Genomic DNA, 24,877 nt, shown 5'->3' with positions numbered 1-24,877 from the left:
GGACGATGCTGGCAGTATTTCTGAAGACGCTTCCCTTCTTCGGGTTGATCGGGCTGGGCTGGCTGGCCGCGCGGACGCGGTTCTTTCCCCAGGAGGGCGCCGTCTGGCTGACGAAATTCGTGTTCTACTTTGCCCTGTCCGCGATGCTGTTTCGCTTTGCCGCCCGGCTGGACCTGGGGGCGCTGTTCGACGGGCGCTTCGTGCTGGCCTATCTGGCGGGATCCCTTGCGATCTGGGCCATCGGCATGGCCGCCGCCCGCGCCCGTGGGTTGCCCCTGTCCGAGTCCGCGATGGAGGCGCAGTGCTGCATGATCGGCAACACCGGCTTTCTGGGCGTGCCGATGCTGGTGGTTCTGCTGGGCGACCGCGCCATCGGGCCGGTGCTGATGGTCCTGACCATCGACATGGTGGTGTTTTCCACCCTGATGACGCTTATCATCCATGCGGGGCGCAACGGCGGGCTGCGGATGGCCAGCGTGATCCCGATCCTGCGGGGCATCGTCGCCAATCCGATGGTCCTGTCGATGCTGGCGGGCCTGGCCTGGGCGCAGATGCGCCTGCCCCTGCCCGGCCCTCTGGACGAATTCCTGGTCATGCTGGGCGCCGCCGCCACCCCCGGCGCGCTGTTCGCCATCGGCGCCAGCCTGGCCGGGCGGCGGATCGGGCGGCTGGCCGTGTCGGCGTGGCTCAGCGGGGCCAAGCTGGTCCTGCATCCGCTGGCAGCAGGCGTTGCGGCCTGGTCCCTTGGGGTGGAACCCTTCGCCGCCGGGGTGATGATGGCCACAGCGGCCCTGCCGGTGGCCGGAAACGTCTATATTCTGGCCCAGCATTTCGGCGTGGCGCAGCAACGCGTGTCGGCCGCGATCCTGATGTCCACCGCCGGCAGCATCGTCACCATCCCGCTCATCATGCTGCTGATCGGGCAGGCGTGAAAGGTTCGTTTCAAGGAAAGACTGGTCGGAGCGAGAGGATTCGAACCTCCGACCCCCTGCTCCCGAAGCAGGTGCGCTACCAGGCTGCGCTACGCTCCGACCGTAGGTGCGGCAGGTAGCGCGGGGCGGTGGCAATTGCAAGCCCCGTCAAGGCCGCGGCGGCCATATTCTTTGCAGCAGGGAACTGCGCGGCGCGGTCACGGTTTCCCCGCGGATGCGCGATGCGATCACCGGGCGGTTGGCGGAATTGCCGCCGCGCCCTTCGCGCCAGACGATGTAGATGCCCGATCCGATGATGATCGTGGCGCCCACAAGGGTCGGCGTATCCAGCGTTTCCTGAAAGAAGACCCAGCCATAGGCGGTGGCCCACAGGATCTGCGAATACTGCATGGGGGCGACGATGGCGGCCTCGCCCGCGCGATAGGCCATGATGAGCAGGAATCCCGCGATCAGGCCCAGGCAGGCGATCAGGCCCGCAAGCGCCAGATGGGGCAGTTCCATCGGGCGATAGTCCAGCACCAGAGAGGCGCCGGTCGCCAGGAAATTGCCCAGCATCGGCCACATCAGCAGGACCAGCGGCCGTTCGGTCCGGCCCAGCCTGCGGATGATGACCGCCGTCGTGGCCGAGGCGATGGCCGAGGCCAGCGCCGCCAGATGGCCCCAGCCCAGGGCCTGCGTGCCGGGACGCAGCACGACCAGCACGCCGATCAGGCCGATCACCACCGCCATCCAGCGATGCAGGCCCACCTTTTCGCCCAGCAGCGGGATCGACAGGATCGTCACCAGCAGCGGCGCGGCGAACAGGATCGAATAGACCTGCGCCAGCGGAAGCTGGGAAAACGCCAGAAAGCTGCCCATGCCCGCGATGACGCCCATGACCGTGCGCAAGGCGACCCAGCCGGGGTTGGACGGGCGCAACGTGCCGGGCGTCGGATCGCGCATGATAATGAGCATCACCAGCGGAAAGGACATCAGCGACGAAAAGAACAGCACCTGCATCGCCGGGTAATGCGCCCCCAGCGTCTTGATGACCACGTCATGCGTCGCGTAAAGCCCCATGGCCAGAAGGGCCAGGGCCGCGCCGCGCACGTTCGACGCGCTTTCCATCAGCCCTGGGACAGGGCTGCGACGATCCGGTCGCCCATCTGGGCGGTCGTGACCGGGATGCCGCCATCCGGCCCCGTCAGATCGGCGGTCCGCACGCCGTCCGCCAGCACCCGTTCCACCGCGCGTTCCAGATCGGCCGCGGCCGCGCCCTGGTCGAAGGAATAGCGCAGGGCCATGGCAAAGGACAGGATGCAGGCGATGGGGTTGGCCTTGCCCTGGCCCGCGATGTCGGGGGCCGATCCGTGCACGGGTTCGTACAGCGCCTTGGGGCGGCCGTTGGCCATCGGTGCGCCAAGACTGGCCGACGGCAGCATTCCAAGGCTGCCGGTCAGCATCGCCGCCGCGTCGGACAGCAGGTCGCCGAACAGGTTGTCGGTCACGATCACGTCGAACTGGCGCGGGTTGCGGACCAGCTGCATCGCGCCGTTGTCGGCATACATGTGGGTCAATTCGACGTCGGCATATTCGTTGTCGTGGACCCACTGCACCTCCTCGCGCCAGAGGATGCCGGATTCCATGACGTTGGCCTTTTCCATCGAACAGACCCTGTTCGACCGCCGCCGCGCCAGTTCAAAGGCCGACCGGGCCACCCGGCGGATTTCACCGCTGGTGTAACGCTGGGTGTTGATGCCGACGCGGCCGCCTTCGTTGTCGGGGTTGTTGCCGTCCGCATGGATGCCGCGCGGTTCGCCGAAATACACGCCGCTGGTCAGTTCCCGCACGATCAGGATGTCCAGCCCCGCCACCACCTCGCGCTTGAGCGAGGAAAAATCGGCCAGGGCGTCAAAGCACTGGGCCGGGCGCAGGTTGGCATACAGATCCATTTCCTTGCGCAGGCGCAGCAGACCGCGTTCGGGTTTGACGCTGAAATCCAGCACGTCGTATTTCGGGCCGCCGACCGCGCCCAGCAGCACCGCATCGACCGCCTGCGCGCGGGCCATCGTCTCGTCCGTCAGGGGGGTGCCATGCGCATCGTATGACGACCCGCCGACAAGCCCGTGTCCGATGTCGAAGGACATGCCGCGATGGGCCTGAAACCAGTCGATGACCTTGACCACCTCGGCCATCACCTCGGGGCCGATGCCGTCGCCGGGCAGGATGAGAAGGGAATAGCTGTCGGACATGGTTCCTCCGGTTCCGGGGTCGCGGCATGCGGCCGGTGCTAGCCCCCAAGCCCCTGCGGGTCAAGTTCGCGGCGTCCCGCATCGCACATCTTGCACCTTTCGCGGCGATGGCACAGCGTGCCGCCTGAACCGAAGCAAGGAAACCCTTGATGCCCGCCCTGTCCATCGGCATCGTCAGCCTGGTGCTGGCCTATGTCCTCAGCCAGTTCTACCGGGCCTTTCTGGCCGTGCTGACGCCGGTCCTGGGATCCGAGCTGGGCGCCACGCCCGGCGATCTGGCGCTGTCGTCGGGGCTGTGGTTCGTGGCCTTCGCGGCGATGCAGATCCCGGTGGGGCGGATGCTGGACCGGTGGGGGCCGCGCCTGACGGTGGCCCTGCTGCTGGGCATCGCGGGCGGCGCGGGGGCGGCGGTCTTTGCGCTGGCGCAGGCGCCCTGGCACCTGCATCTGGCGATGGCGGCTCTGGGCGTGGGCTGCGCGCCGGCGCTGATGGGGTCGTATTACATCCTCGCGCGCGAATACCCCGCCGCGGCCTTCGGGGCGCTGGCCGGCATGATCGTGGGATTCGGATCGCTGGGCAACATCCTGGGCGCCACGCCCCTGGTCTGGGCGATCGAATCCCTGGGCTGGCGGGCGACCATGGCGGGGCTGGGGGCCGCGACCGTGGCCGTCGCGCTGCTGATCGCGCTGACGGTGCGCGATCCCGCCCGGCTGGGGGCGGATCAGCCGAAAGGATCGCTGGCCGAAGTGCTGCGCATCCGCGCGCTGTGGTTCATCCTGCCGCTGTTCTTCGTGAACTATGCCGCGTCGGGCGCGATCCGGGGCCTGTGGGCCGCGCCCTATCTGGAGCGGGTGTTCGACGCCGACGCCGTTCTAATCGGCCGGGCCACGCTGGCCATGGGGCTGGCGATGATCGCGGGCAATTTCCTGGTGGCGCCGATGGTGCGGCTGCTGGGCAGCCTGCGCCGGACGGTGCTGATCTTCACCGGGGCCACGCTGGCGGTGATGGGGTTCCTGGTCCTGAACCCCCAGCCCGCGCTGGGTGTCGCGGTGGCGATGCTGGCGCTGATCGGGCTGTCGGGGGCGGGATACGTGCTGCTGATGGCGCATGGGCGGTCGTTTTTGCCGGACCATCTGGTGGGCCGGGGGGTGACGTTCCTGAACATGATTTCCATCGGCGGGGTCGGCGTGATGCAGTTCGCCTCGCGCCCGGTGTTCCAGGCGGCCTCGGGGGCCTTTGCGCCGCCGACCGCCTTTGCGCTGCTGTTCCTGTTCTTCGCCGTCCCCCTTGCAATCGGGTTCACGCTGTATTTCCTGACCCCCGAGGCCCGGCATGGCTGATTTGCTGGTCATAGCGCCCAATCTGAAGCGCCGCCTGTCGGGCGTCACGGCCACGGTGGTCCGCCTGATCCCGGTGCAGGCGCGCCTGATCGCCATCCGCGCCACCGGCCCCGGCCTGCCGCCCGAGGTTCCGCATATTCCGCTGGTCCGCGCCGCCCTGATGCCGCGCGACCGCTGGCGGGTCTGGCACGCACGGCGCAACACGGAAATGGCGCTGGGGCTGATCCTGCGGCGGGTGCTGCGGCGGAAATACCGGCTGCTGTTCACATCCGCCGCGCAGCGCCGCCATACCGGGTTCACGAAATGGCTGATCCGCCGGCAGGACGCGCTTGTCGCCACGTCGGACAAGGCGGCGGGCTATCTGGACCGGCCCGCGACCGTGGTGATGCACGGGGTGGATACGGACGTGTTCCGGCCCGCCCCGGACCGGGCCGCGCTGCGCCGCGACCTTGGCATGGATCCCGACGCCGTGCTGATCGGCTGTTTCGGCCGGGTGCGCGCGCAGAAGGGGGTGGACCTGCTGGTGCGCGCCGGGCTGCGGCTGCTGCCCGACCGGCCGCGCGCGCAGATCCTGTTCACGGGGCGCATCACGCCGGACAACCGCGCCTTTGCCGACGACCTGCTGGCCGAGATCCGGTCCGCCGGATTGGAAAACCGCATCCGATTCCTGGGCGAATTGCCCTGGGACCGGGTGGCGCGCCATTACCAGGCGCTGGACCTGTTCGCCGCCCCCGCCCGGTGGGAGGGCTTCGGCCTGACCCCGCTGGAGGCGATGGCCTGCGGCGTGCCCACGGTCGCCGCCCGCGTCGGCGCCTACGAGTCGCTGATCCGCGACGGCGTGACCGGCAGCCTGGTGCCGCCCGACGATCTGGACGCGCTGACCGATGCCCTGCGCCGCTGGCTGGACGACGACGCCGCGCGACAGGCGGCGGGCCGGGCCGCCCGCGCCCATGTGACGGCCAATCACGCCATCGAGGGCGAGGCCCGCGCCCTGGTCGCCATCTATCACGACCTGCTGGCCCGGCCATGAACAAGCTGCGCTTCTATGCCGCCCGGACCCTGCGCGACGAGGATGCGCTGCAAGCCCTGTCGGTCCCGCAGGCCGACCTGCTGGCCGATCTGGCGGGCCAGACGGTGGCTTTGGTGGGCAACGCCCGGTCGCTGGCGGGCAGCACGCAGGGGCCGGCCATCGACGCCGCCGATGTGGTGATCCGAATCAACCGCGCGCCCATGCCCGCCGCCCACAGCCACGGCACCCGCACCAACTGGCTGGCCCTGGCCGTGCGCCTGTCCGACGAGGACCGCGCCCGCCTGGACCCGTCGCGCCTGCTGTGGATGTCGCCCAAGCGCAAGCGGCTGGGCTGGCGGGCGGCCAGCAGCCCCGGTTTCTATCTGCACCCGCTGGCGGATTACCGCGCGCTGAAGGATCGCCTGGCTGCCCCGCCCACCACCGGGGCCATGATGATCGACCTGCTGCTGCGATCCCGCCTGACCGAACTGACGCTGCATGGCTTCGACTTCTTCGCCAGCCTCAGCCTGTCGGGCCGCCGCAGCGCCGATCAGGTGCCCCACGATTTCGGCGCCGAGGCCGCCTGGGTCGCGGATCTGCGGCGAACGGACGGGCGGTTGACCCTGGCCGGGATGTAAAGACCCGGTGGCCGCGATAGCCCCCGACCCCTTCCCCTTGCCCCCCGCCTGCGCTAAACGCCCGTGACCGCCAGAAAAGGAGTCCCCCCAAGATGGGCTACAAAGTCGTCGTCGCCGGCGCCACGGGGAATGTGGGCCGCGAAATGCTGAACATCCTGGACGAACGCCTGTTCCCGGTGGACGAGATCGCCGTGCTGGCCTCGCGCCGGTCGCAGGGCACCGAGGTCAGCTTTGGCGACAAGACCCTCAAGGTCAGGGACATCGAGCAGTTCGACTGGACCGGCTGGGACATCGCGCTGTTCGCCATCGGGTCCGAGGCGACCAAGGTGCACGCGCCGCGCGCCGCCGCCGCGGGCTGCGTGGTGATCGACAACTCCTCGCTCTACCGCTACGACCCGCAGATCCCCCTGATCGTGCCCGAAGTGAACCCGGACGCGATCCACGATTGCAAGAACAGGAACATCATCGCGAACCCCAACTGTTCCACCGCGCAGATGGTGGTGGCGCTGAAGCCGCTGCACGACCGCGCGCGCATCAGGCGGGTGGTGGTCAGCACCTATCAGTCCGTGTCCGGCGCCGGGAAAGAGGGCATGGACGAACTGTGGAACCAGACCAAGGGCATGTATGTGCCGGGCCAGGAAGTCGCGGCCAAGAAATTCCCCAGGCAAATCGCCTTCAACGTCATCCCGCAGATCGACGTCTTCCTGGACAGCGGCGACACCAAGGAAGAATGGAAGATGGTGGCCGAGACCAAGAAGATCCTCGACCCGTCGATCAAGGTCACGGCGACCTGCGTGCGGGTGCCGGTGTTCGTAGGCCATTCGGAATCCATCAACATCGAGTTCGAGGATTTCCTGGACGAAGACGAGGCCCGCGACATTCTGCGCGAGGCGCCGGGCATTCTGGTCGTGGATAAGCGCGAACCCGGCGGATACACCACCCCGGTCGAATGCGTGGGCGATTTCGCCACCTTCGTCAGCCGCATCCGCCAGGACGTGACGATCGAGAACGGCCTGAACCTGTGGTGCGTCAGCGACAACCTGCGCAAGGGCGCGGCGCTGAACGCGGTGCAGATCGCCGAACTTTTGGGCAACCGCGTCCTGAAAAAGGGTTAAGCACGTGTTCGACTGGATCGCGGCATTTCTGGACAGCGGCGGGGCGGTGGCGATCTTTGCCCTCATGCTGCTGGAAAACGTGTTTCCGCCGATCCCGTCGGAACTTATCATGCCCCTGGCGGGCTTCAACGCGGCGCGCGGGGGCACGCCCTTGTGGCTGGCGGTGCTGGCCGGGGGGCTGGGGTCGCTGGCGGGGGCGTATTTCTGGTATCTGACGGGCCGCGCCTTCGGGGCGCATCGGCTGCGCCGCCTGATTTCCCGCCACGGCCGCTGGCTGACCCTGACCCTGTCCGAATTCGAGGCGGCCGAGGGATGGTTCCGGCGCCATGGCCGCGCGGTCATCTTTTTCGGCCGCTTCATCCCGACCGTGCGCACGCTGATCTCGATCCCCGCCGGGATCGAGCGGATGCCGCAGGGCCAGTTCCTGCTGTTCACCGCGCTTGGCGGATTTCTTTGGACGGGCGGGCTGGCGCTGGCGGGATATCTGCTGGAAGACCAGTACGAACGGGTCGAACGCTGGATCGATCCCTTGTCCACGGCGGTCGTGATCGGCATCGTCGCGCTGTATGTGTGGCGCGTGATCCGATGGAAACCCGACGCGTGAACCGCCCGCCGGTTCAGACGGCCGTCCAGCCGCGCCCGCCGTCGACCGCCTGCAACAGCGTGCCTTCGCTGATGTCGTGGACCAGGCCGTGCAGCGACATCTGCCCCGATTCGACCGCCGCCTTGACAAAGGGGAAGGTCATCAGGTTCTCGATGGACACCAGCACGGCCTCTCGCTCCAGCGCGGCGACCTGCTGGTCGTCGGGCAGATCCTTCACGCGGTCGTAACCGGGGCGCAGGATGTCCATCCAGCGGCCGACGAAGCTGGTCTTCTCCTCCAGCTCGGGCGCGCGGCCGGAACACATCGCGTGGCAGCCCGCGACGCCGCCGCAGCTTGTATGCCCCACCACGATCAGATGCGCGACCTTCAGCGCCTGCACCGCATATTCCACCGCCGCCGACGTGCCGTGCTGCAATCCGTCCGGGGCATAGGGCGGGACAAGGTTGGCGATATTGCGGTGGATGAAGAACTCTCCCGAATCCGCGCCGAAGATGCTGGTCACATGGACGCGCGAATCGCAGCAGGAAATGACCATGCCGCGCGGACGCTGCCCATCCAGGGCCAGACGGCGGTACCAGGCGCTGTTTTCCGTGAACGACGTGGCTTTCCAGCCGTGATAACGGCCGACCAGATATTGCGGCAGAGGACGGATGTCAGGCATGTCTCACCTCCTTGATGCTGGCGGTTGATAGGCCGGGATTGAAACAAATTCGAGCGGTTTCTTTCAGCCGCATCAAGCCTTTCTTCACGGCAAACCGCCATGGTGCCGGAACTGGACGTGCAAGATAAAAGGCAGGCAGATGGCAAAGATCATGGCGTTGGCGGTTTCAGAACCGGTTCGGGTCGATTCCCGCCGCGTGGGCGACATCGTGACCGAACTGGGCGAAACCGCCGCCCAGAATGTCATCGGACTGGCCCTGGAACAACTGGCCGGGGCGCTGACGGCTGCCGACACGGCCATCGGCCGGGCCGACCTGCCCGAGGCGGCGCGCCAATGCGACCTTCTGGCGCGCCTTGCCTGGCAGATCGGGCTGCTGTCGCTGGCCGGCGTCGCGATGGATCTGGGCGGTTGCGCGGACAAGCGCGATCCGGTGGCGCTTGGCGCGATCCACGCCCGTCTGATGCGGGTCGGCAACCGGTCCCTGACGGCGATCTGGGACCGGACCAACCTCGCATAGGCTTGCGGGCCGGGTCGCAGGCTGTAGTCTGGCGCCGCACAGCCCCAAGGACATGCCGATGACACCCGATTTCGCCCCCGATTCCGCCGCTGCCCTGCCAGTATGGGCTGTCTGGAAGGGCGATCCGCTGGCCGATCAGGCCGGTCCCTGGCCCAAGGCCAGCGGCTTTTCCGCCAAGCCGGGCGAGATTTGCCTGCTGCCGGATGCGTCGGGCGGATTGGCCGGCGCGTTCCTGGGCCTGGGCGACCGGGCCGTGGCCAGCCGCCACCGCTTTCTGATGGCCCATGCCGCCGCCCTGCCGCAGGGCATCTGGCGCCCGGTCCTGCCCCAGGGCCTTGATCCCGACGAATCCGCGCTGGGCCTGCTGCTCGGCCAGTATCGCTTTGCCCGCTACAAGGGCGCGGCCCACGACGGCGGGACGCAGTTCCTCTGCCCCGAAGGGGCCGACGCGGCCCGGATCCGCGCGCAGGCGGCAGGCGAATTCCTGACGCGCGACCTGATTAACACCCCCGCCAACGACATGGGACCGGACGCCCTGGAAGCCGCCGCCCGCGCCTTGGCCCAGGAGGTGGGCGCCACGATCGCCGTCACGACCGGGCCGGACCTGCTGGACGCCAACCTGCCGATGATCCATGCGGTCGGACGCGCGGCGGAACAGGCCCCGCGCCTGATCGACCTTCGCCTGGGCGATGGGGGACCACGCCTGACGGTGGTGGGCAAGGGGGTCTGCTTCGACACGGGCGGGCTGGATCTCAAACCTGCGGCATCCATGGCCCTGATGAAAAAGGACATGGGCGGGGCGGCGACCGCGCTGGGACTGCTGCGGATGCTGGCGCTGACCGGCGCGGCCGACCGGATGCGGATCCGGGTGCTGCTGCCGGTCGTGGAAAACAGCGTCTCGGCCAGTTCCTTCCGGCCCGGCGACGTGCTGACCAGCCGCAAGGGCCTGACGGTCGAGGTGAACAACACCGATGCCGAAGGCCGCCTGATCCTGGCCGACGCCCTGGCCCTGGGGGCCGAGGAGCAGCCCGATCTCATGATCTCGCTGGCGACGCTGACCGGCGCGGCACGGGTGGCGCTTGGCCCCGACCTGCCGCCCTTTTACTGCGACGACGACGCGACGGCCGGTGCGCTGTCGCGCGCCGCGATGGCCGTGCGCGACCCCTTGTGGCGGATGCCCTTGTGGGACGGCTATGAATCGCAGATCGAACCGCCGATCGCGGATCTGGACAACGCGCCATCGGGCGGCATGGCGGGATCGGTGACGGCGGCGCTGTTCCTGCGACGCTTTGCCCACGGTGCCGGGCGCTATGTCCACATGGACATCTATGGCTGGCAGCCGGTACTGGCGCCGGGCCGTCCCAAGGGCGGGGTGGGCCAGGGCGCGCGCGCGATCCTGGCCGCCCTGCCGGAGATCCTGCCCGCGGCCGCATCGTGACCCTGGACCGTCGCCTGACACCCGCAACGGACCGCGTGGCCCTGGACTGCCTGCGTGGCGTGATCGAACGTCCGTCTTATACCCCCGGCCGCCCCGCCCGGCTGGCGGCCTGGTTGGCCGACCTGATGACCGCGCCGGATGGCCGCCGCGACCGGCAGGTGAATTTCGGCGCCGATGTCACCGTGATCGAAACGCGCGGCGGCTGGTGCTTCGTCCAGGCCGCGTTTGATGGTTATTGCGGCTGGTTGCCCGCCGCCGCCCTGGCCACCGGCCTGCCGCCCCTGACCCATCGGGTGACAGCCCCCGCCACCCATGTCTATCCCGCCCCCGACATGAAACAGCCCGAACAGGCCAGCCTGTCCATCGGCGCCCGCCTGTCGGTCGCGGGGATCGAGGGACGGTTCGCCCGGCTGGGCACGGGCGGCTTTGTCCCTGTCCAGCACATCGGCGACCAGCCCGCGACCGACCCGGTCGCGGTCGCGGAACGCCTTCTGGGCACGCCCTATCTCTGGGGCGGCAACAGCCGCTGGGGCATCGACTGTTCCGGGCTGGTGCAGGCGGCGTTGACCGCCTGCGACATTCCCTGCCCCGGCGACAGCGACCTGCAACGCGCGGACTTTCCCGTGGCGGACACCATCCGGCGGGGCGATCTGCTGTTCTGGCCGGGCCATGTGGCGCTTGCCATGTCGCCCGACCGGATGATCCATGCGACCGCCTTTGCCATGGCGGTGATCGTGGAATCCATTCCCCAGGCCATGGCCCGGATCGACGCGGCGGGCGAGGGTCCGTTTCTCGGCATCCGCCGCCCGCCTCTGGCGCTGCCCGCCACCCCGGCCTAGACCCTGCCAAAGGAGATTGCGGCCCATGTTCACCGTTTCGCTGATCGCATCGCCCCTGCGCGCCAACCTTACCGACGGCGTGGCCCAGGATCTTGGTCGTCGCTGGGCAGGCGGTCCGCCGCGCTGGCTGAACGCCGGAATCGCGGCCGAATTTGACGTGGCGGCCCGACCTGCGGATTTTGCCGATGCCTGGACCGACCTGCATGCACAGACCCTGGATCTGGCGATCCAGCCGACCCAAGGACGGCGCAAGCGGATCCTGCTGGCCGACATGGATTCGACCATGATCGGCCAGGAATGCATCGACGAACTGGCCCATGTCGCGGGCGTCGGCCCGCGCGTGGCCGCCATCACCGCCCGCGCCATGAACGGCGAGCTTGATTTCAACGGCGCCCTGACGGAACGCGTGGCCCTGCTGACCGGGCTGCGGGACAGCGTGATCGCCGACGTGCTGGCCTCGCGCATCACCATGGCCTCGGGCGGGGCGGAACTGGTGGCGACGATGCGCGCGAACGGCGGTTACACGGCGCTGGTGTCGGGCGGCTTTACCGCGTTCACGGAAGCCGTCGCCAATCGGCTGGGGTTCGACGAACACCGCGCCAACACCCTGCTGGCCGAAGGCGGGCTGCTGACCGGCCAGGTCGGCCTGCCGATCCTTGGGCGCGAGGCCAAGGTCGAGGCGCTGACGAATATCGCCGCCGCGCGCGGCCTGACCCCGGCCGATGCGATCGCCGTGGGCGATGGCGCCAATGATCTGGGCATGATCCAGATGGCGGGCACGGGTGTCGCGCTGCACGCCAAGCCATCGGTCGCGGCCCAGGCCCCGATCCGCATCGACCACGGCGACCTGACGGCGCTGCTGTACCTGCAAGGCTATGCCGCCGCGGATTTCGTCACGGGCTGATCGCCAGCACCGTATCCGCCGCGGGCCGCGCGACGCTGGCGGCCGCGCCCGTTCCGGCCCAGAAGGCGCCGTATCCAGCGTTGCCCTGCGCAATGGCGGCCGCGTTCAGCGCCTTGCCGATGTCATAGGCCACCGGATAATCCGCCGCCCCCGAATCATCCATCCCGGTGAATTCGTTGACCAGGCAGCGCGCCGGACGGCCCGAGATCGCGCGGGTCATGGCCGTCTGCCCACCTGACAGCGCCGCGCGATGGGCGGGCAAAGTCGCGGCTTCGGGCGCGCGCAGAAAAGCCGTGCCGCATTGCACGGCCACCGCGCCCGCATCCATTGCCATGCACGCTGCGGCACGATCCATGATCGCCCCCGCCGCCACGACCGGCAGGCCCAGCGGCACCAGCGCCCGCACCAGCGCGGGATGATCCAGCCGTCCGTCAGGACCATCCGGGTCAAAGATCCCCCGATGCCCCCCGGCCTCGTACCCCTGCGCCACGATCGCGTCGAAACCGGCATCCCGGATGGACCGCCCCTCGGCCGCCGAGGTCGCGGTGGCCCACAGGCTGCACCCCGCCCCCTTCAGCGCCGCGATCTGATCGGGGCTGGGCAGCCCGAAATGGCACCCCACGATGGCGGGCCGTTCGGCCAGCAGCACCGACAGCATCGCGTCGTTGCCGCGAAAGCCGGGATAGATTTCGGACAGGGCGGCGGGGGGTTCTGCCCCAAGGCGCCGGAATGCGGGCCGCAGGGTGTCGATCCACGCGGCTTCGCGCGCCGCATCCCGCCGGGCGGGCGCGTGGCAGAACAGGTTGACCCCGAAGGCCCGGTCCGTTCCCTGCCGTACCGCACGAATCGCCTTGGCCGCACCTGCGGCGTCCAAGGCGCCCAGCGCCAGGAAACCCAGTCCGCCCGCCTGGCACACCGCCACGGCCAGTTCCGGGGTCGAGGTGCCCGCCATCGGCGCCTGCACCACCCGGTGCTTCAATCCGTCAAACATGTCCCGCTCCTGTCCCTTTGCCTTGGTGCAAATATCGCACGGGGGTCCGGGGGTGTGAAACCCCCGGCCTTGCCGGTCTTTACAAAGCGCGGCCAAAATCACATGGCGCCCCCATGCTGGATCTGTCCCTCGATCTTTTCATCGTTCTTGCCGCCGCCGGTTTCGCGGCGGGATTCATCGATGCGATCGCCGGGGGCGGCGGGCTGATTACACTCCCCGCCCTGATGCTGGCCGGCATTCCGCCCGCGCAGGCGCTTGCCACCAACAAGGTCCAGGGCGTGTTCGGCGCGGCCACCGCCGCCGTCACCTATGCGTCCCGCGGCCTGGTCGATCCGCGCCGCCAATGGCGATCGGCGCTGATCGCCGGCGTCGCCGGGGCCGTGGGCGCGGGCCTGGTCAGCTATCTGCCCACCGATCAGTTGCGGCTGGTGCTGCCGGTGATCCTGATCGCCATCGCGGCCTTTTTCGCGCTGAAGCCGGGGCTGGACGATCTGGACCGGGTGCGGCGGGTCGCACCGGCCGCCTTCGCGCTGACCGCTGTGCCGCTGGTCGGTCTTTATGACGGGTTTCTGGGGCCGGGCGCAGGATCGTTCTACATGATCGCATTCGTCACGCTGGCGGGATATGGCGTGCTGAAGGCCACCGCGCATACCAAGCTGCTGAACTTCGCGTCCAACCTGGGCGGGTTGCTGGCCTTTGCGCTGGTAGGCCAGCCCTTGTGGCTGGTGGGGATCGTGATGGGCGCGGCGCAGATCGCGGGCGCGACGCTGGGGTCGCGGCTGGCCACGCGGATCGGCGCGCGGCTCATCAAGCCGCTGCTGGTCCTGACCTCGACCGCGCTGGCGCTGCGGCTGATCTGGCAGATGATCTAGGCCGGAAAGCCGGGGGCGGTCCGCATCTCTCCGATGGCCATGCCGCGCCAGTTGCGGATTGGATCGGTCAGGAATGTCCCCACTGCCGGGTCGTTGCCGTCAAGCGCCCCCAGATGGACCAGCAGGGCGGTGATCGCCGCCTCGGCCGCGCGCATTCCGCCATCCGTCACCTTCAGCGCGACGCCGAGTCCCGGATCGGGAAGGATCGCCACGAACACCGCCTCGGCCCCGGTCTTGGCGGCGACGCGGCCGCCCATGGCGCGCATCAGGATCGTGCAGGCCCGGCCTTCGCCCGCGACCAGTGCGGGATGGGCGCGCATGGCCTCTGTCAGCCGCCGCATGGCCCGGCCGCGCCGGTCGTCGCCGGGATTGGCAAAGGACGCCATGGCCCGGCCCAGGCCCGCCAGCGAACAGGACCAGTTCGGGGCCGAACAGCCGTCGATGCCGTGACCGGGGCTGATTTCCCCCGTCACCTCCTCGAACGCGGCCTTGACGGCTTGCTGGACAGGGTGATCCGGATCCACGTATTCCGCCCCGCCGCGCAGGTGGCGGTTCAGGGTCAGGAAACCCGCGTGCTTGCCGGAACAGTTGTTGTGGATCTGGCTGGGCTGTTCGTTGCCGCAGGTCAGGCGGCGGTTTTCGTCGGCGTCGCGCGGCATATGGCAGCCGCAGCGCAGGTCGGCTTCGCCCATGTCCAGCCCCGCCAGCCAGTTTCCGACGGCATCGACATGAATCCGCGCGCCGCTGTGGCTGGCGCAGGCCAGCGCAAGATGGCGGTCCGACAGGCCCGCGGCGTCGGCCGCGCCGCTTTCGATCAGGGGCAGCGCCTGGATCATCTTGCACGAGGACCGGGGAAAGACGATCTGGCCCGGACGCCCCCAGGCCTCGATCAGGCCCTTGCTGTCGCAAACGACGGCATCCCCGCAATGCAGGCTTTCGCGCTGTCCGCCGCGCCATACCTCGATCAACTCGGCTGAACGCATGGCCTGCCCCCTGACAAATGCGCGATTTCCGGTCTTGCGCTCTTTCTCGCGCAATGATTTTGGCTATCCTGACCGCAGATGGTTGAAAAGACCACAGCGATCGGGAAAAACGCCCCCTGATGTGGCGAACCAATGGCAGGAGGCCAGAGCATGACCAAAACCACGCTGCGCGGCATGACCGCCGCCCTTGTCCTGATGGCGGGCCTGGGCACCGCGGGGGCGCAGGATTCCACCAATGTCGTCGCGACCCAAGGCGATTGGACCGTCTTTGCGGCGGAAAGTCCCAAGGAATGCTGGGCCGTGTCCGCGCCAAAGGCCACCCAGAACACCGACGAGAACGGCGCCCCGCGCGAGGTGACGCGCGGCGACATCCGCCTGTATGTCGCCTATCGCTCTGGCGAGAACGGCGCGGTCAGCTTCAGCGGCGGTTATCCCTTTGCGCCCGACAGCACGGTCGAGGTCGATGTCGGCGGCAGCAAGTTCAACCTGTTCACCGAGGGGGAAACCGCCTGGCCCGGAACCGAGGCCGACGATGAAAAGCTGATCGGCGCCCTGCGCGGCGGAACGAACGCGGTCATCACGGGCCGGTCGTCGCGCGGCACGGTGACCAAGGACACGTTCAGCCTTGCGGGGGTCACGGCGGCCACGAACACGGCACGCGAACGTTGCCAATGAGACCGGCGTAAGGCCGGCGCGGGTCCAAACCCGCCCGGCGCCAGGATTTCGGCCTCGACGACGGGCGGGACCGGTTGATTTTCGGCCCTGTTTCGCTTATCTGCGGGTCTTTCCAAACGCTGGTTGACCCATGAACGCGCCCATCACGCAGGATGTCCTGACCCTTCCCCGTACGCTGCCCGACAGCGGGCGGGTGAACATCATCGGGCTGACGCGCGACCAGTTGCGCCAGGCGCTGATCGACGCGGGCACCCCGGAAAAGCAGGCCAGAATGCGCGTGGGCCAGGTCTGGCAGTGGGTCTATCACTGGGGCGTGCGCGATTTCGCGCGGATGAGCAACCTGGCCAAGGATTATCGCGCGCTGCTGGCAGAACGGTTCGAGATCGTCCTGCCCGAGATTGTGACCCGCCAGATCAGCACCGACGGCACCCGCAAATATCTGGTCCGCATCGCCGGCGGGCACGAGGTCGAGACGGTCTATATCCCCGAGGACGGCCGCGGCACGCTGTGCGTGTCCAGCCAGGTCGGCTGCACCCTGACCTGTTCGTTCTGCCATACCGGCACCCAGAAACTGGTGCGCAACCTGACCGCCGGGGAAATCGTTGGCCAATTGATGCTGGCGCGCGACGACCTGGGCGAATGGCCTGAACCGGGCGCGCCCAAGGACGAAACCCGGCTGGTCAGCAACATCGTGCTGATGGGCATGGGCGAGCCGCTGTACAACTTTGACGCCGTGCGCGATGCGATGCGGGTCTGCATGGACAACGAAGGTCTGTCGCTGTCGCGCCGCCGCATCACCCTGTCCACCAGCGGCGTGGTGCCGGAAATCGCCCGCACCGCCCAGGAAATCGGCTGCCAGCTAGCCGTCAGCTTTCACGCCACGACCGATGACGTGCGCAACGTCTTGGTGCCGATCAACAAGCGGTGGAACATCGCCACGCTGCTGGACGCGCTGCGCGATTATCCGCGGCTGTCGAACAGCGAACGGATCACCTTTGAATACGTGATGCTGGCGGGCGTGAACGACAGCGATGCCGATGCCCACCGGCTGGTGGACCTGATTCGGGGCATTCCGGCCAAGATCAACCTGATCCCCTTCAACGAATGGCCCGGCGCGCCGTATAAACGCTCCAGCAACAACCGCATCCATGCCTTTGCCGACATCATCTACAACGCCGGTTACGCCAGCCCGATCCGCACCCCGCGCGGCGAGGACATCATGGCCGCCTGCGGGCAGCTAAAGTCGGCGACCGAGCGGGGGCGGAAGTCGCGGGCAGAGATTGCCGCAGAAGCGAATGTTTGACGGTGCTTTGACGCGGCGTTGCGCAAGACACTATTTATCGAATGTCTCGACATAAAGCGTCGCATCGCAATCTGCACCCTCGTCATAGGTGCCGACCCAGATGTCAAACAATCCATCCTGAGGACGGGTCAGATATATGCGCGCATCATTCCCACCGCCATCGTCGTCGTCATAAAACCAGGCGCCCATGCCGGTATTCATGACAAGCACGTTGTCGCAACTGCTTTCCACATCGAAAGCAATCTCATAGTGCTGCAAGCCGGATATATCGAAGGTGAAATCAGGTGCGCGGGTAACAAACCCCGGCCCCTGGTCGGTCCAAAACGATATCGGGCAGCGCTGAATATTGCTTCCTCCGCCAGCGATGGCGGGAAACGCATGCTGACTGTACAAGTCATCACCCGTCAGCGAAAATTGTTCCCCCCATTCGCCTGGATCAGGACAGGCAATCGCAGACGATGCGCCGCAAATGAAGGCCCCAACAACAGGCACGAAAATCTTGAACATTCTACCCTCCAAAAAATACAGGAAGGTAAATTATATATCATTTATATTCATCTTTCATCCAGAACCAGCTTAATATTCAAAAACCGGATAGATGACGGTTTTCAGAAATATCATGGCGGTTTACAATTTAATATTGCTGCAAGTGATCCTGACTCACCGCTTTCCCCACCCATCGATAATCCCCACCGCTTCCTCAGCCGTCTCGACATAGCGAATCAGTTCCAGATCCTCCTCGGAAATCGTTCCCGCCTCGGCCAAGGCCTTCCAGTTGATGACCCCCTCCCAGAACTCCGCCCCGAACAGCAGCAGGGGGACGCGGGCCATGCGGCCGGTCTGGATCAGGGTCAGGGCCTCGAACAACTCGTCCAGCGTTCCAAAGCCGCCGGGAAAGACCGTGATCGCGCGGGCGCGCATCAGGAAATGCATCTTGCGGATCGCGAAATAGTGGAAGTTGAAGCACAGTTCCGGCGTCACATAGATGTTCGGCGCCTGTTCGTGGGGCAGCACGATGCCCAGGCCGATGGACTTGCCGCCGACCTCGTGCGCGCCCAGGTTGCCCGCCTCCATCACGCCGGGGCCGCCGCCGGTCGCGATGACGAAATCGCGTCCGCCGGTTTCCAGGCTGCGCAGGGTCATCGCGCGGGCGAACAGGCGCGCTTCCTCGTAATGGGCCGACAGTTTCGCCAAGAACGGCGTGCGCGCCCCGGCGGCATCCTGCGGGGCGGGGATCCGCGCGCCGCCGAACATCACCACGGTCGATTCCACCCCCGCCTCGTCCAGCAGCATCTGCGGCTTCAGCAGTTCCAGTTGCAGGCGGACCGGGCGCAGTTCCTCGCGCAGCAGGAAATCGCGGTCGGCGAAGGCCAGCCGATAGGACGGCGACCGGGTCTGCGGCGTGTCGGGGATCTGCCGGGCGCGGTCCGCATCCTCGTCGCTGTGGGGCAAGGGGTGGGCGCGGTCCTCAGGGGTCTTGGTCGCGTCGTTCATGGATCCTCGGGGGGTGGGTCGTGCGGATTGCGCGCGGATGTCCCCAGGCTTATAGCCCCAGGGTGACAGATGCCACCCGCCGCAACCCGCAGGAGACACCGATGACCCAGGCCCTTGAAACCGCCATTGAGGCCGCGTGGGCAGCCCGCGCCGATATCGATGCAGGCACGACCGGCTTTGTGCGCGAGGCGGTGGACGAAACCCTGGCGCAACTGGACGGCGGCACGCTGCGGGTCGCCGAACGGCGCGGCAACGACTGGCATGTGAACCAGTGGGCCAAGAAAGCCGTGCTGCTGTCGTTCCGCCTGAACGACATGGCACCGATGACCGGCGGCCCGCAGGGCGCCAGCTGGTGGGACAAGGTGCCCACCAAGTTCGAGGGGTGGGGCGACAACCAGTGGCGCGCGGCCGGTTTCCGCGCGGTGCCCGGCGCGATTGTCCGGCGAAGCGCCTTTATCGGCAAGGGCGCGGTGCTGATGCCGTCGTTCGTCAACCTGGGCGCCCATGTGGGCGAGGGCACGATGGTCGACACCTGGGCCACGGTCGGATCCTGCGCGCAGATCGGAAAGAACGTCCACCTGTCGGGCGGAGTCGGCATCGGCGGCGTCCTGGAACCCTTGCAGGCCGGGCCGACCATCATCGAGGACGACTGCTTCATCGGCGCCCGGTCCGAGGTAGTCGAGGGCTGCATCGTCCGCGAGGGGTCGGTGCTGGGCATGGGCGTCTTCATCGGCCAGTCCACCAAGATCGTCGATCGCGAGACGGGCGAGGTCATGTATGGCGAGGTTCCGGCCGGATCGGTGGTGGTGGCCGGATCCCTGCCGTCCAGGAACGGCGTGAGCCTGTATTGCGCGGTGATCGTCAAGCGGGTGGATGCCAGGACGCGGGCGAAGACCTCGATCAACGAACTGCTGCGCGACTAAGGAGGGGGGACCGGGTGGCGACGCTCTATATCGATGCCGACGCCTGCCCCGTGAAGGCCGAGGCAGAGCGCGTGGCGACCCGGCTGCGCGTGCCGATGGTGCTGGTCTGCAACGGCGGGCTGCGGCCGTCCGCGAATCCGCTGGTCCGGCTTCAGATCGTCGCCGAAGGCCCGGATCAGGCCGACAAATGGATCGCCGACCAATGCGGGCCGGGCGACGTGGTGGTGACGGGCGACCTGCCCCTGGCCGACCGTTGCCTCAAGGCGGGGGCGCGGGTCGTCACCCATGCGGGCGAGGTTCTGACCAGCGCCAATATCGGTCCCCGGCTGGCCACGCGCGACCTCATGGCGGATTTGCGCGCCTCCGATCCTTTCCTGCAAGGCGGCGAAGCGATGTTCGGAAAGGCCGACCGATCCCGTTTCCTGCAAGTGCTGGACCGCGAACTGGGCGCCGCGCTGCGGGGTTGAGCCTGCCCTTTCCGGTGACAGGCTGCGGCCAGGATGCTAGAATAATTCCCCAGGATCCGGTGCAGATAGGGGGGCCATGATGACCAGGCATGCGGCGTTCTGTCTGTTCCTGCTGTTGCCGAATGGCGCTTTGGCCCAGATCCTTGATCGCGAGTCGATGCAGCTTGTCCAGGAAACCGCGCAGGCCATTTGCGGAGAGATCATCGGCGCCGGAGAGAACCGCGAAATCGAGATCGAGGGCGAGGTGAACGCCGAACTGCGCGGCCTGGCAAGGCGGCTGGCCGATGCCGGGATCGAGGGCAGCGCAAGGCTGGAAGACGGCAGCTATGCCGGGGTTCTGCGCGAGGAACTGGCGTCGGAACGCCAGAACGCCCGCGACTGCCGCCGGCAGGTCTTTGACCGGCTGATGGACCGCATCGACAGCGCGCCGCCGACCGATGAAACGGGGGGACTGGACCCGGCTCCCGGCATCGACCCGATGGCCGATTTTCCGGGCGGCTATGCGGAACTGGCCGGGATGGTCGTCTGGGGGCCATACATCAACTGCTCGGTCTATAACGACGCGCCTGCTCTCGCCCAGGTGACAAGCATCAACTATATGCTTTACGGCATGTTCGGCCCACAGCCGGTCAGCATGCCATGCACTTATAACTGCGTGATATCCGGTTACAATTCCAGCGTGTTCAGCGGCCCTCCGAACAACCCCAATGTCACCAACGGTTCCTGTTCGGTCACGGCGATGCGCTGACTGCGGCTTGCCGCCCGCAAGTCCCGGCGAACCCGGCCGTCCCGTGCGGCGTTGGCCCGGACAGGCAGGCGGCAAGGATAAGGGATCATGCGGGAGAATGCGGGAGAATGCGGCGATACAGCCCTTGCTGGACGCGGCCGGCAATGCCTCGGACGACGAGACGACGTCGGTCAGGCAAATCGTGCAGTCCCTGGGCGAGAATTCCCTGACCCCGAACCTGATCTTCGTCGCGCTGGCGGTCATGTCGCCCTTGTCGGGGATTCCCCTGTTTTCGTCGATCTGCGGCATCGCCATCGCGCTGATCGCAGGGCAGATGCTGGTCGGGCGCGACCATCTGTGGCTGCCGTCCTTTGTGATGTCGCGCCGGATCGACGGCAGCAAGCTGGACCGCGCCCTCAAGGCCCTGCGCCGCCCGGCAGGATGGCTGGACCGCGTGACGCGGCCCCGGCTGCGCCTGCTGGTGCGCGGTCCGGTGCGCAAGCTGACTCAGGCGTTGTGCATGATGTGCGGCCTGGTCATGCCGTTTCTGGAAATCGTGCCCTTCACCTCGTCGTTTCTGGGGGCGGTGGTCAGCCTTCTGGCCTTTGGAATGCTGGCGCGCGACGGTCTGTTCACGGCCCTGGGATTGGCCGTGCTGGGGTTCCTGGGTGGCGGGATCGTCTGGTTCCTGCGCTAAGCACGCCAGACGAAAACGGCCCAGGCGGGTCCGTGCCACCTTGCACCCCCACCGCGCATGGCTATAACCCCGGACGATTTATCCGCCGCCAGCCGCCCGAGGACCAAGCCCATGCCCAAGCGTACCGATATCAAATCGATCCTGATTATCGGCGCAGGCCCCATCGTGATCGGCCAAGCCTGCGAATTCGACTACTCCGGCGCCCAGGCCTGCAAGGCCCTGCGCGAGGAAGGATACCGGGTCATCCTGGTCAATTCCAACCCCGCGACGATCATGACCGACCCGGAAATGGCCGATGCCACCTATATCGAGCCGATCACCCCTGAAATCGTCGAAAAGATCATCGCCAAGGAACGCCCCGATGCGCTGCTGCCGACGATGGGCGGGCAGACGGGCCTGAACACCGCCTTGGCGCTGGCCGACATGGGCGTCCTGAACCGCTATGGCGTGGAACTGATCGGCGCGCAGCGCGCCGCCATCGAAATGGCCGAGGACCGCAAGTTGTTCCGCGAGGCGATGGACCGGATCGGGCTGGAAAACCCCAAGGCCACCATCGTCGCAGCCCCCAAGCTGGCCAGCGGCAAATACGACGTCAACGCGGGCGTGGCCCAGGCCATGGACGCGCTGGAGGAGATCGGCCTGCCGGCGATCATCCGCCCGGCCTTTACCCTGGGCGGGACCGGCGGCGGCGTGGCCTACAACCGCGACGATTACCAGCGGATCGTGCGGTCGGGCCTGGATGCCTCGCCCGTGGCGCAGGTGCTGGTCGATGAAAGCCTGCTGGGCTGGAAGGAGTTCGAGATGGAGGTCGTGCGGGATCGCAACGACAACGCCATCATCGTCTGCGCCATCGAGAACGTCGATCCGATGGGCGTGCATACCGGCGATTCCATCACCGTGGCCCCGGCCCTGACCCTGACCGACCGCGAATACCAGATCATGCGGAACGGTTCCATCGCGGTGCTGCGGGAAATCGGCGTGGAAACCGGCGGGTCGAACGTGCAGTGGGCGATCAACCCCGCCGACGGCCGCATGGTCGTGATCGAGATGAACCCGCGCGTGTCGCGGTCGTCCGCGCTGGCGTCCAAGGCCACGGGATTTCCCATTGCCAAGATCGCCGCCAAGCTGGCCGTGGGCTATACGCTGGACGAGTTGGACAACGACATCACCAAGGTCACGCCCGCGTCCTTCGAACCCTCCATCGACTATGTCGTCACGAAAATCCCGCGCTTCGCCTTCGAGAAATTTCCTGGTAGCAAGCCCGAACTGACCACCGCGATGAAATCCGTGGGCGAGGTCATGGCCATCGGGCGCAGCTTTCACGAATCGCTGCAAAAGGCGCTGGCGTCCATGGAAAACGGCCTGACCGGCCTGGACGAGATTCCCATCGAAGGCGCCGCCGAGCAAGGCAAGCCCGCCGTCATCGCGACGCTGTCCAAGGCCACGCCCGACCGCATCCGCGTCATTGCCGAGGCCATGCGTTTCGGCCTGTCGGACGACGAGATCCACCGCGTGACCCGCTTTGATCCCTGGTTCCTGGCCCGCATCCGGGAAATCGTGGATGCGGAACACACGGTCCGCCATGACGGTCTGCCCAAGGACGCCGAAGGGCTGCGCGCCTTGAAGATGATGGGCTTTACCGATGCCCGCCTGGCCCATCTGACGCGCCGCGAGGAATCCGACATCCGCCGCGCCCGCCGCAATGCCGGGATCCTGCCGGTCTTCAAGCGCATCGATACCTGCGCCGCCGAATTCGAGGCCCAGACCCCCTACATGTATTCCACCTACGAAGCCCCGGCGATGGGGGACGTGGAATGTGAATCGCGGCCCACCGAGGCGAAAAAGGTGGTGATCCTGGGCGGCGGCCCCAACCGCATCGGCCAGGGGATCGAGTTCGATTATTGCTGCTGCCACGCCTGTTTCGCGCTGACCGATGCGGGCTATGAAACGATCATGGTCAACTGCAACCCGGAAACGGTTTCGACCGATTATGACACCAGCGACCGGCTGTATTTCGAACCCCTCACGCTGGAACATGTGCTGGAAATCCTGCGGGTCGAACAGGACAACGGCACGCTGCACGGCGTCATCGTGCAGTTCGGCGGCCAGACGCCGCTGAAACTGGCCAATGCCCTGGAATCCGAAGGCATCCCGATCCTGGGCACCACGCCGGACGCCATCGACCTGGCCGAGGACCGCGAGCGGTTCCAGAAGCTGCTGAACGACCTGGGCCTGAAACAGCCCGTCAACGGCATCGCCCGTTCCGATGCCGAGGCCATCGCGATCGCCGAACGCATCGGCTTTCCGCTGGTGATCCGCCCGTCCTATGTCCTAGGCGGCCGCGCGATGGAAATCGTGCGCGACATGGACCATCTGCGCCGCTACATCACCGAGGCCGTCAGCGTGTCGGGCAAGAACCCGGTGCTTCTGGACAGTTATCTGTCCGGCGCGATCGAGGTCGACGTGGACGCGCTGTCGGACGGCACGAATGTCCATGTCGCGGGCATCATGGAGCATATCGAGGAAGCGGGCGTCCATTCCGGCGATTCCGCCTGTTCCCTTCCCCCCCATACGCTGGACGCCGCCACCATCGCCGAATTGAAGGTGCAGACCATCGCCATGGCCCGTGCGCTGAAGGTCCGGGGCCTGATGAACGTGCAGTTCGCGCTGAAGGACAGCGAAATCTACGTGCTGGAGGTGAACCCGCGCGCGTCCCGCACCGTGCCCTTTGTCGCCAAGGCGACCGACAGCGCCATCGCCAGCATCGCCGCACGGCTGATGGCCGGCGAACCCATGGAGAACTTTCCGCTGCGCCCGCCCTATCCGGCGGGCGTGGGTCCGGAAACCGACCTGCCCTTTGCCAATCCTCTCACGTTGGCCGATCCGATAACGCCCTGGTTTTCCGTCAAGGAGGCCGTGCTGCCTTTTGCCCGCTTCCCCGGCGTCGATACGCTGCTGGGTCCGGAAATGCGGTCCACGGGCGAGGTGATGGGCTGGGACCGCAATTTCGCCCGCGCCTTTCTCAAGGCGCAGATGGGCGCGGGCAGCAATCTGCCCTTCGAAGGCCGGGTCTTCATCTCTGTCAAGGATGCCGACAAGACCGAGGCCCTGGCCGAGGCCGCGCGCGACCTGACCGCCATGGGCTTTCGATTGATCGCCACCAGCGGCACCGCCGATTTCCTGTCGTCCGCCGGGGTCGAAACAGGCCGCGTGAACAAGGTTTACGAAGGCCGCCCGAACATCGTGGACCGGATGAAGAACGGCGAGATCGCCATGGTCCTCAACACCACCGAAGGGATTCAGGCCATCGCCGACAGCCGTGACATTCGCGCGGTCGCGCTGTACGACAAGATCCCGTATTTCACCACGGCTGCGGCCAGCATCGCGGCAGTGGCTGCGATCAGGTCGCGGGGCGAGGGCGAGGTGGGTGTCAGAAGCCTGCAGGCCTGAAACCCGCAACGATTTGCCTCGGAACATACCGGGCAGCATATCGTCCGCTGGCTGCCTGCGCCCTGTC

25 protein-coding genes and 1 tRNA gene are annotated in these 24,877 nt (G+C 67.2%); 18 read left to right on the top strand and 8 right to left on the bottom strand.

What is annotated here, in order from left to right:
- Positions 1-5 precede the first annotated feature (5 nt).
- Positions 6-932 (top strand): AEC family transporter, encoded by a 927-nt coding sequence (locus CHB77_RS04730; RefSeq protein WP_089387018.1) that lies wholly within the window; start codon positions 6-8, stop codon positions 930-932.
- A 22-nt stretch (positions 933-954) separates the two neighbouring features.
- Here the strand turns inward: CHB77_RS04730 and CHB77_RS04725 are convergent.
- The 3 genes from CHB77_RS04725 to leuB form a co-directional block, all read right to left on the bottom strand.
- Positions 955-1,031, bottom strand: a tRNA-Pro gene (locus CHB77_RS04725).
- A gap of 48 nt (positions 1,032-1,079) precedes the next feature.
- Positions 1,080-2,039, bottom strand: a complete 960-nt coding sequence (locus CHB77_RS04720; protein WP_089387017.1) for a DMT family transporter — start codon at positions 2,037-2,039, stop codon at positions 1,080-1,082.
- On the bottom strand, positions 2,039-3,163 hold the full coding sequence (leuB, locus tag CHB77_RS04715; protein WP_089387016.1) for a 3-isopropylmalate dehydrogenase: 1,125 nt from the start codon (positions 3,161-3,163) through the stop codon (positions 2,039-2,041). Before leuB ends, CHB77_RS04720 begins: the two co-directional genes overlap by 1 nt.
- Positions 3,164-3,312: 149 nt before the next feature.
- Between leuB and CHB77_RS04710 the strand changes: the two genes are divergently transcribed.
- The 5 genes from CHB77_RS04710 to CHB77_RS04690 all read left to right on the top strand — a co-directional run bounded on the left by CHB77_RS04710 (position 3,313) and on the right by CHB77_RS04690 (position 7,869).
- Positions 3,313-4,503, top strand: coding sequence for an MFS transporter (locus CHB77_RS04710; protein WP_341273549.1), 1,191 nt, complete (start codon positions 3,313-3,315; stop codon positions 4,501-4,503).
- Positions 4,496-5,533 (top strand): glycosyltransferase family 4 protein, encoded by a 1,038-nt coding sequence (locus CHB77_RS04705; RefSeq protein WP_089387014.1) that lies wholly within the window; start codon positions 4,496-4,498, stop codon positions 5,531-5,533. Before CHB77_RS04710 ends, CHB77_RS04705 begins: the two co-directional genes overlap by 8 nt.
- The gene (locus CHB77_RS04700; protein WP_089387013.1) at positions 5,530-6,150 is read left to right on the top strand and encodes a glycosyltransferase family 29 protein; all 621 of its coding nucleotides are present in this window, start codon (positions 5,530-5,532) and stop codon (positions 6,148-6,150) included. The genes CHB77_RS04705 and CHB77_RS04700 overlap by 4 nt, the downstream gene beginning before the upstream one ends.
- 92 nt (positions 6,151-6,242) lie before the next feature.
- Positions 6,243-7,265, top strand: a complete 1,023-nt coding sequence (locus CHB77_RS04695) for an aspartate-semialdehyde dehydrogenase (RefSeq protein WP_089387012.1) — start codon at positions 6,243-6,245, stop codon at positions 7,263-7,265.
- A gap of 4 nt (positions 7,266-7,269) precedes the next feature.
- On the top strand, positions 7,270-7,869 hold the full coding sequence (locus CHB77_RS04690; protein WP_089387011.1) for a DedA family protein: 600 nt from the start codon (positions 7,270-7,272) through the stop codon (positions 7,867-7,869).
- Positions 7,870-7,882: 13 nt separating this feature from the next.
- Here the strand turns inward: CHB77_RS04690 and CHB77_RS04685 are convergent, their stop codons facing one another.
- Positions 7,883-8,530 carry a carbonic anhydrase gene (locus CHB77_RS04685; RefSeq protein WP_089387010.1) on the bottom strand — a complete coding sequence of 216 codons (648 nt, stop codon included), beginning with the start codon at positions 8,528-8,530 and terminating at the stop codon, positions 7,883-7,885.
- 139 nt (positions 8,531-8,669) lie between these two features.
- Here CHB77_RS04685 and CHB77_RS04680 point away from each other — a divergent pair, with 139 nt between their 5' ends.
- Genes CHB77_RS04680 through serB form a run of 4 tightly spaced genes read left to right on the top strand, consistent with a single transcriptional unit; the run spans position 8,670 to position 12,228 of the window.
- Positions 8,670-9,047, top strand: coding sequence for a hypothetical protein (locus tag CHB77_RS04680; RefSeq protein ID WP_089387009.1), 378 nt, complete (start codon positions 8,670-8,672; stop codon positions 9,045-9,047).
- Positions 9,048-9,105: 58 nt separating this feature from the next.
- A complete protein-coding gene (locus CHB77_RS04675; protein WP_089387008.1) occupies positions 9,106-10,485 on the top strand; it encodes a leucyl aminopeptidase family protein in 1,380 nt (459 codons plus the stop codon).
- A gap of 2 nt (positions 10,486-10,487) precedes the next feature.
- Positions 10,488-11,324 carry a C40 family peptidase gene (locus CHB77_RS04670; protein WP_165456206.1) on the top strand — a complete coding sequence of 279 codons (837 nt, stop codon included), beginning with the start codon at positions 10,488-10,490 and terminating at the stop codon, positions 11,322-11,324.
- A gap of 25 nt (positions 11,325-11,349) precedes the next feature.
- Positions 11,350-12,228, top strand: coding sequence for a phosphoserine phosphatase SerB (gene serB / locus CHB77_RS04665; protein WP_089387006.1), 879 nt, complete (start codon positions 11,350-11,352; stop codon positions 12,226-12,228).
- Here the strand turns inward: serB and CHB77_RS04660 are convergent.
- Positions 12,218-13,219 (bottom strand): NAD(P)H-dependent flavin oxidoreductase, encoded by a 1,002-nt coding sequence (locus CHB77_RS04660; protein WP_089387005.1) that lies wholly within the window; start codon positions 13,217-13,219, stop codon positions 12,218-12,220. The two genes, serB and CHB77_RS04660, sit on opposite strands and share 11 nt — an antisense overlap.
- A 113-nt stretch (positions 13,220-13,332) precedes the next feature.
- On the opposite strand from CHB77_RS04660, the gene CHB77_RS04655 reads away from it, so the two are divergent.
- Positions 13,333-14,091 carry a TSUP family transporter gene (locus CHB77_RS04655; protein WP_089387004.1) on the top strand — a complete coding sequence of 253 codons (759 nt, stop codon included), beginning with the start codon at positions 13,333-13,335 and terminating at the stop codon, positions 14,089-14,091.
- Here the strand turns inward: CHB77_RS04655 and CHB77_RS04650 are convergent.
- Positions 14,088-15,074: an asparaginase gene (locus tag CHB77_RS04650; RefSeq protein ID WP_089387003.1), complete on the bottom strand. Its 987-nt coding sequence runs from the start codon at positions 15,072-15,074 to the stop codon at positions 14,088-14,090. The two genes, CHB77_RS04655 and CHB77_RS04650, sit on opposite strands and share 4 nt — an antisense overlap.
- Before the next feature lie 150 nt (positions 15,075-15,224).
- Between CHB77_RS04650 and CHB77_RS04645 the strand changes: the two genes are divergently transcribed.
- Both CHB77_RS04645 and rlmN read left to right on the top strand, forming a co-directional pair.
- Positions 15,225-15,749, top strand: coding sequence for an invasion associated locus B family protein (locus CHB77_RS04645; protein WP_089387002.1), 525 nt, complete (start codon positions 15,225-15,227; stop codon positions 15,747-15,749).
- A 130-nt stretch (positions 15,750-15,879) separates the two neighbouring features.
- The gene (gene rlmN / locus CHB77_RS04640; protein ID WP_089387001.1) at positions 15,880-17,052 is read left to right on the top strand and encodes a dual-specificity RNA methyltransferase RlmN; all 1,173 of its coding nucleotides are present in this window, start codon (positions 15,880-15,882) and stop codon (positions 17,050-17,052) included.
- Between the two features lie 30 nt (positions 17,053-17,082).
- Here the strand turns inward: rlmN and CHB77_RS04635 are convergent, their stop codons facing one another.
- Together CHB77_RS04635 and CHB77_RS04630 are read right to left on the bottom strand one after the other, a co-directional pair.
- A complete protein-coding gene (locus CHB77_RS04635; protein ID WP_089387000.1) occupies positions 17,083-17,559 on the bottom strand; it encodes a hypothetical protein in 477 nt (158 codons plus the stop codon).
- A 153-nt stretch (positions 17,560-17,712) separates the two neighbouring features.
- Entirely contained in the window at positions 17,713-18,546 is an 834-nt protein-coding gene (locus tag CHB77_RS04630) for an LOG family protein (protein WP_089386999.1), read from the bottom strand.
- A 101-nt stretch (positions 18,547-18,647) separates the two neighbouring features.
- On the opposite strand from CHB77_RS04630, the gene dapD reads away from it, so the two are divergent.
- The 5 genes from dapD to carB all read left to right on the top strand — a co-directional run bounded on the left by dapD (position 18,648) and on the right by carB (position 24,810).
- A complete protein-coding gene (gene dapD, locus CHB77_RS04625; RefSeq protein ID WP_089386998.1) occupies positions 18,648-19,469 on the top strand; it encodes a 2,3,4,5-tetrahydropyridine-2,6-dicarboxylate N-succinyltransferase in 822 nt (273 codons plus the stop codon).
- Between the two features lie 14 nt (positions 19,470-19,483).
- Positions 19,484-19,936, top strand: a complete 453-nt coding sequence (locus CHB77_RS04620; protein WP_089386997.1) for a YaiI/YqxD family protein — start codon at positions 19,484-19,486, stop codon at positions 19,934-19,936.
- 76 nt (positions 19,937-20,012) lie between these two features.
- Positions 20,013-20,684 carry a hypothetical protein gene (locus tag CHB77_RS04615; protein ID WP_089386996.1) on the top strand — a complete coding sequence of 224 codons (672 nt, stop codon included), beginning with the start codon at positions 20,013-20,015 and terminating at the stop codon, positions 20,682-20,684.
- Between the two features lie 97 nt (positions 20,685-20,781).
- The gene (locus CHB77_RS04610; protein ID WP_089386995.1) at positions 20,782-21,360 is read left to right on the top strand and encodes an exopolysaccharide biosynthesis protein; all 579 of its coding nucleotides are present in this window, start codon (positions 20,782-20,784) and stop codon (positions 21,358-21,360) included.
- A 111-nt stretch (positions 21,361-21,471) separates the two neighbouring features.
- The gene (carB, locus tag CHB77_RS04605; RefSeq protein ID WP_089386994.1) at positions 21,472-24,810 is read left to right on the top strand and encodes a carbamoyl-phosphate synthase large subunit; all 3,339 of its coding nucleotides are present in this window, start codon (positions 21,472-21,474) and stop codon (positions 24,808-24,810) included.
- Positions 24,811-24,877: the final 67 nt, after the last annotated feature.

The organism is Paracoccus sediminis (genome assembly GCF_900188295.1).
Classification (GTDB): Bacteria; Pseudomonadota; Alphaproteobacteria; order Rhodobacterales; family Rhodobacteraceae; genus Paracoccus; species Paracoccus sediminis.
Note: the sequence above shows the minus strand (reverse complement) of the source record. Positions and strands in the feature narration are given on the sequence as shown.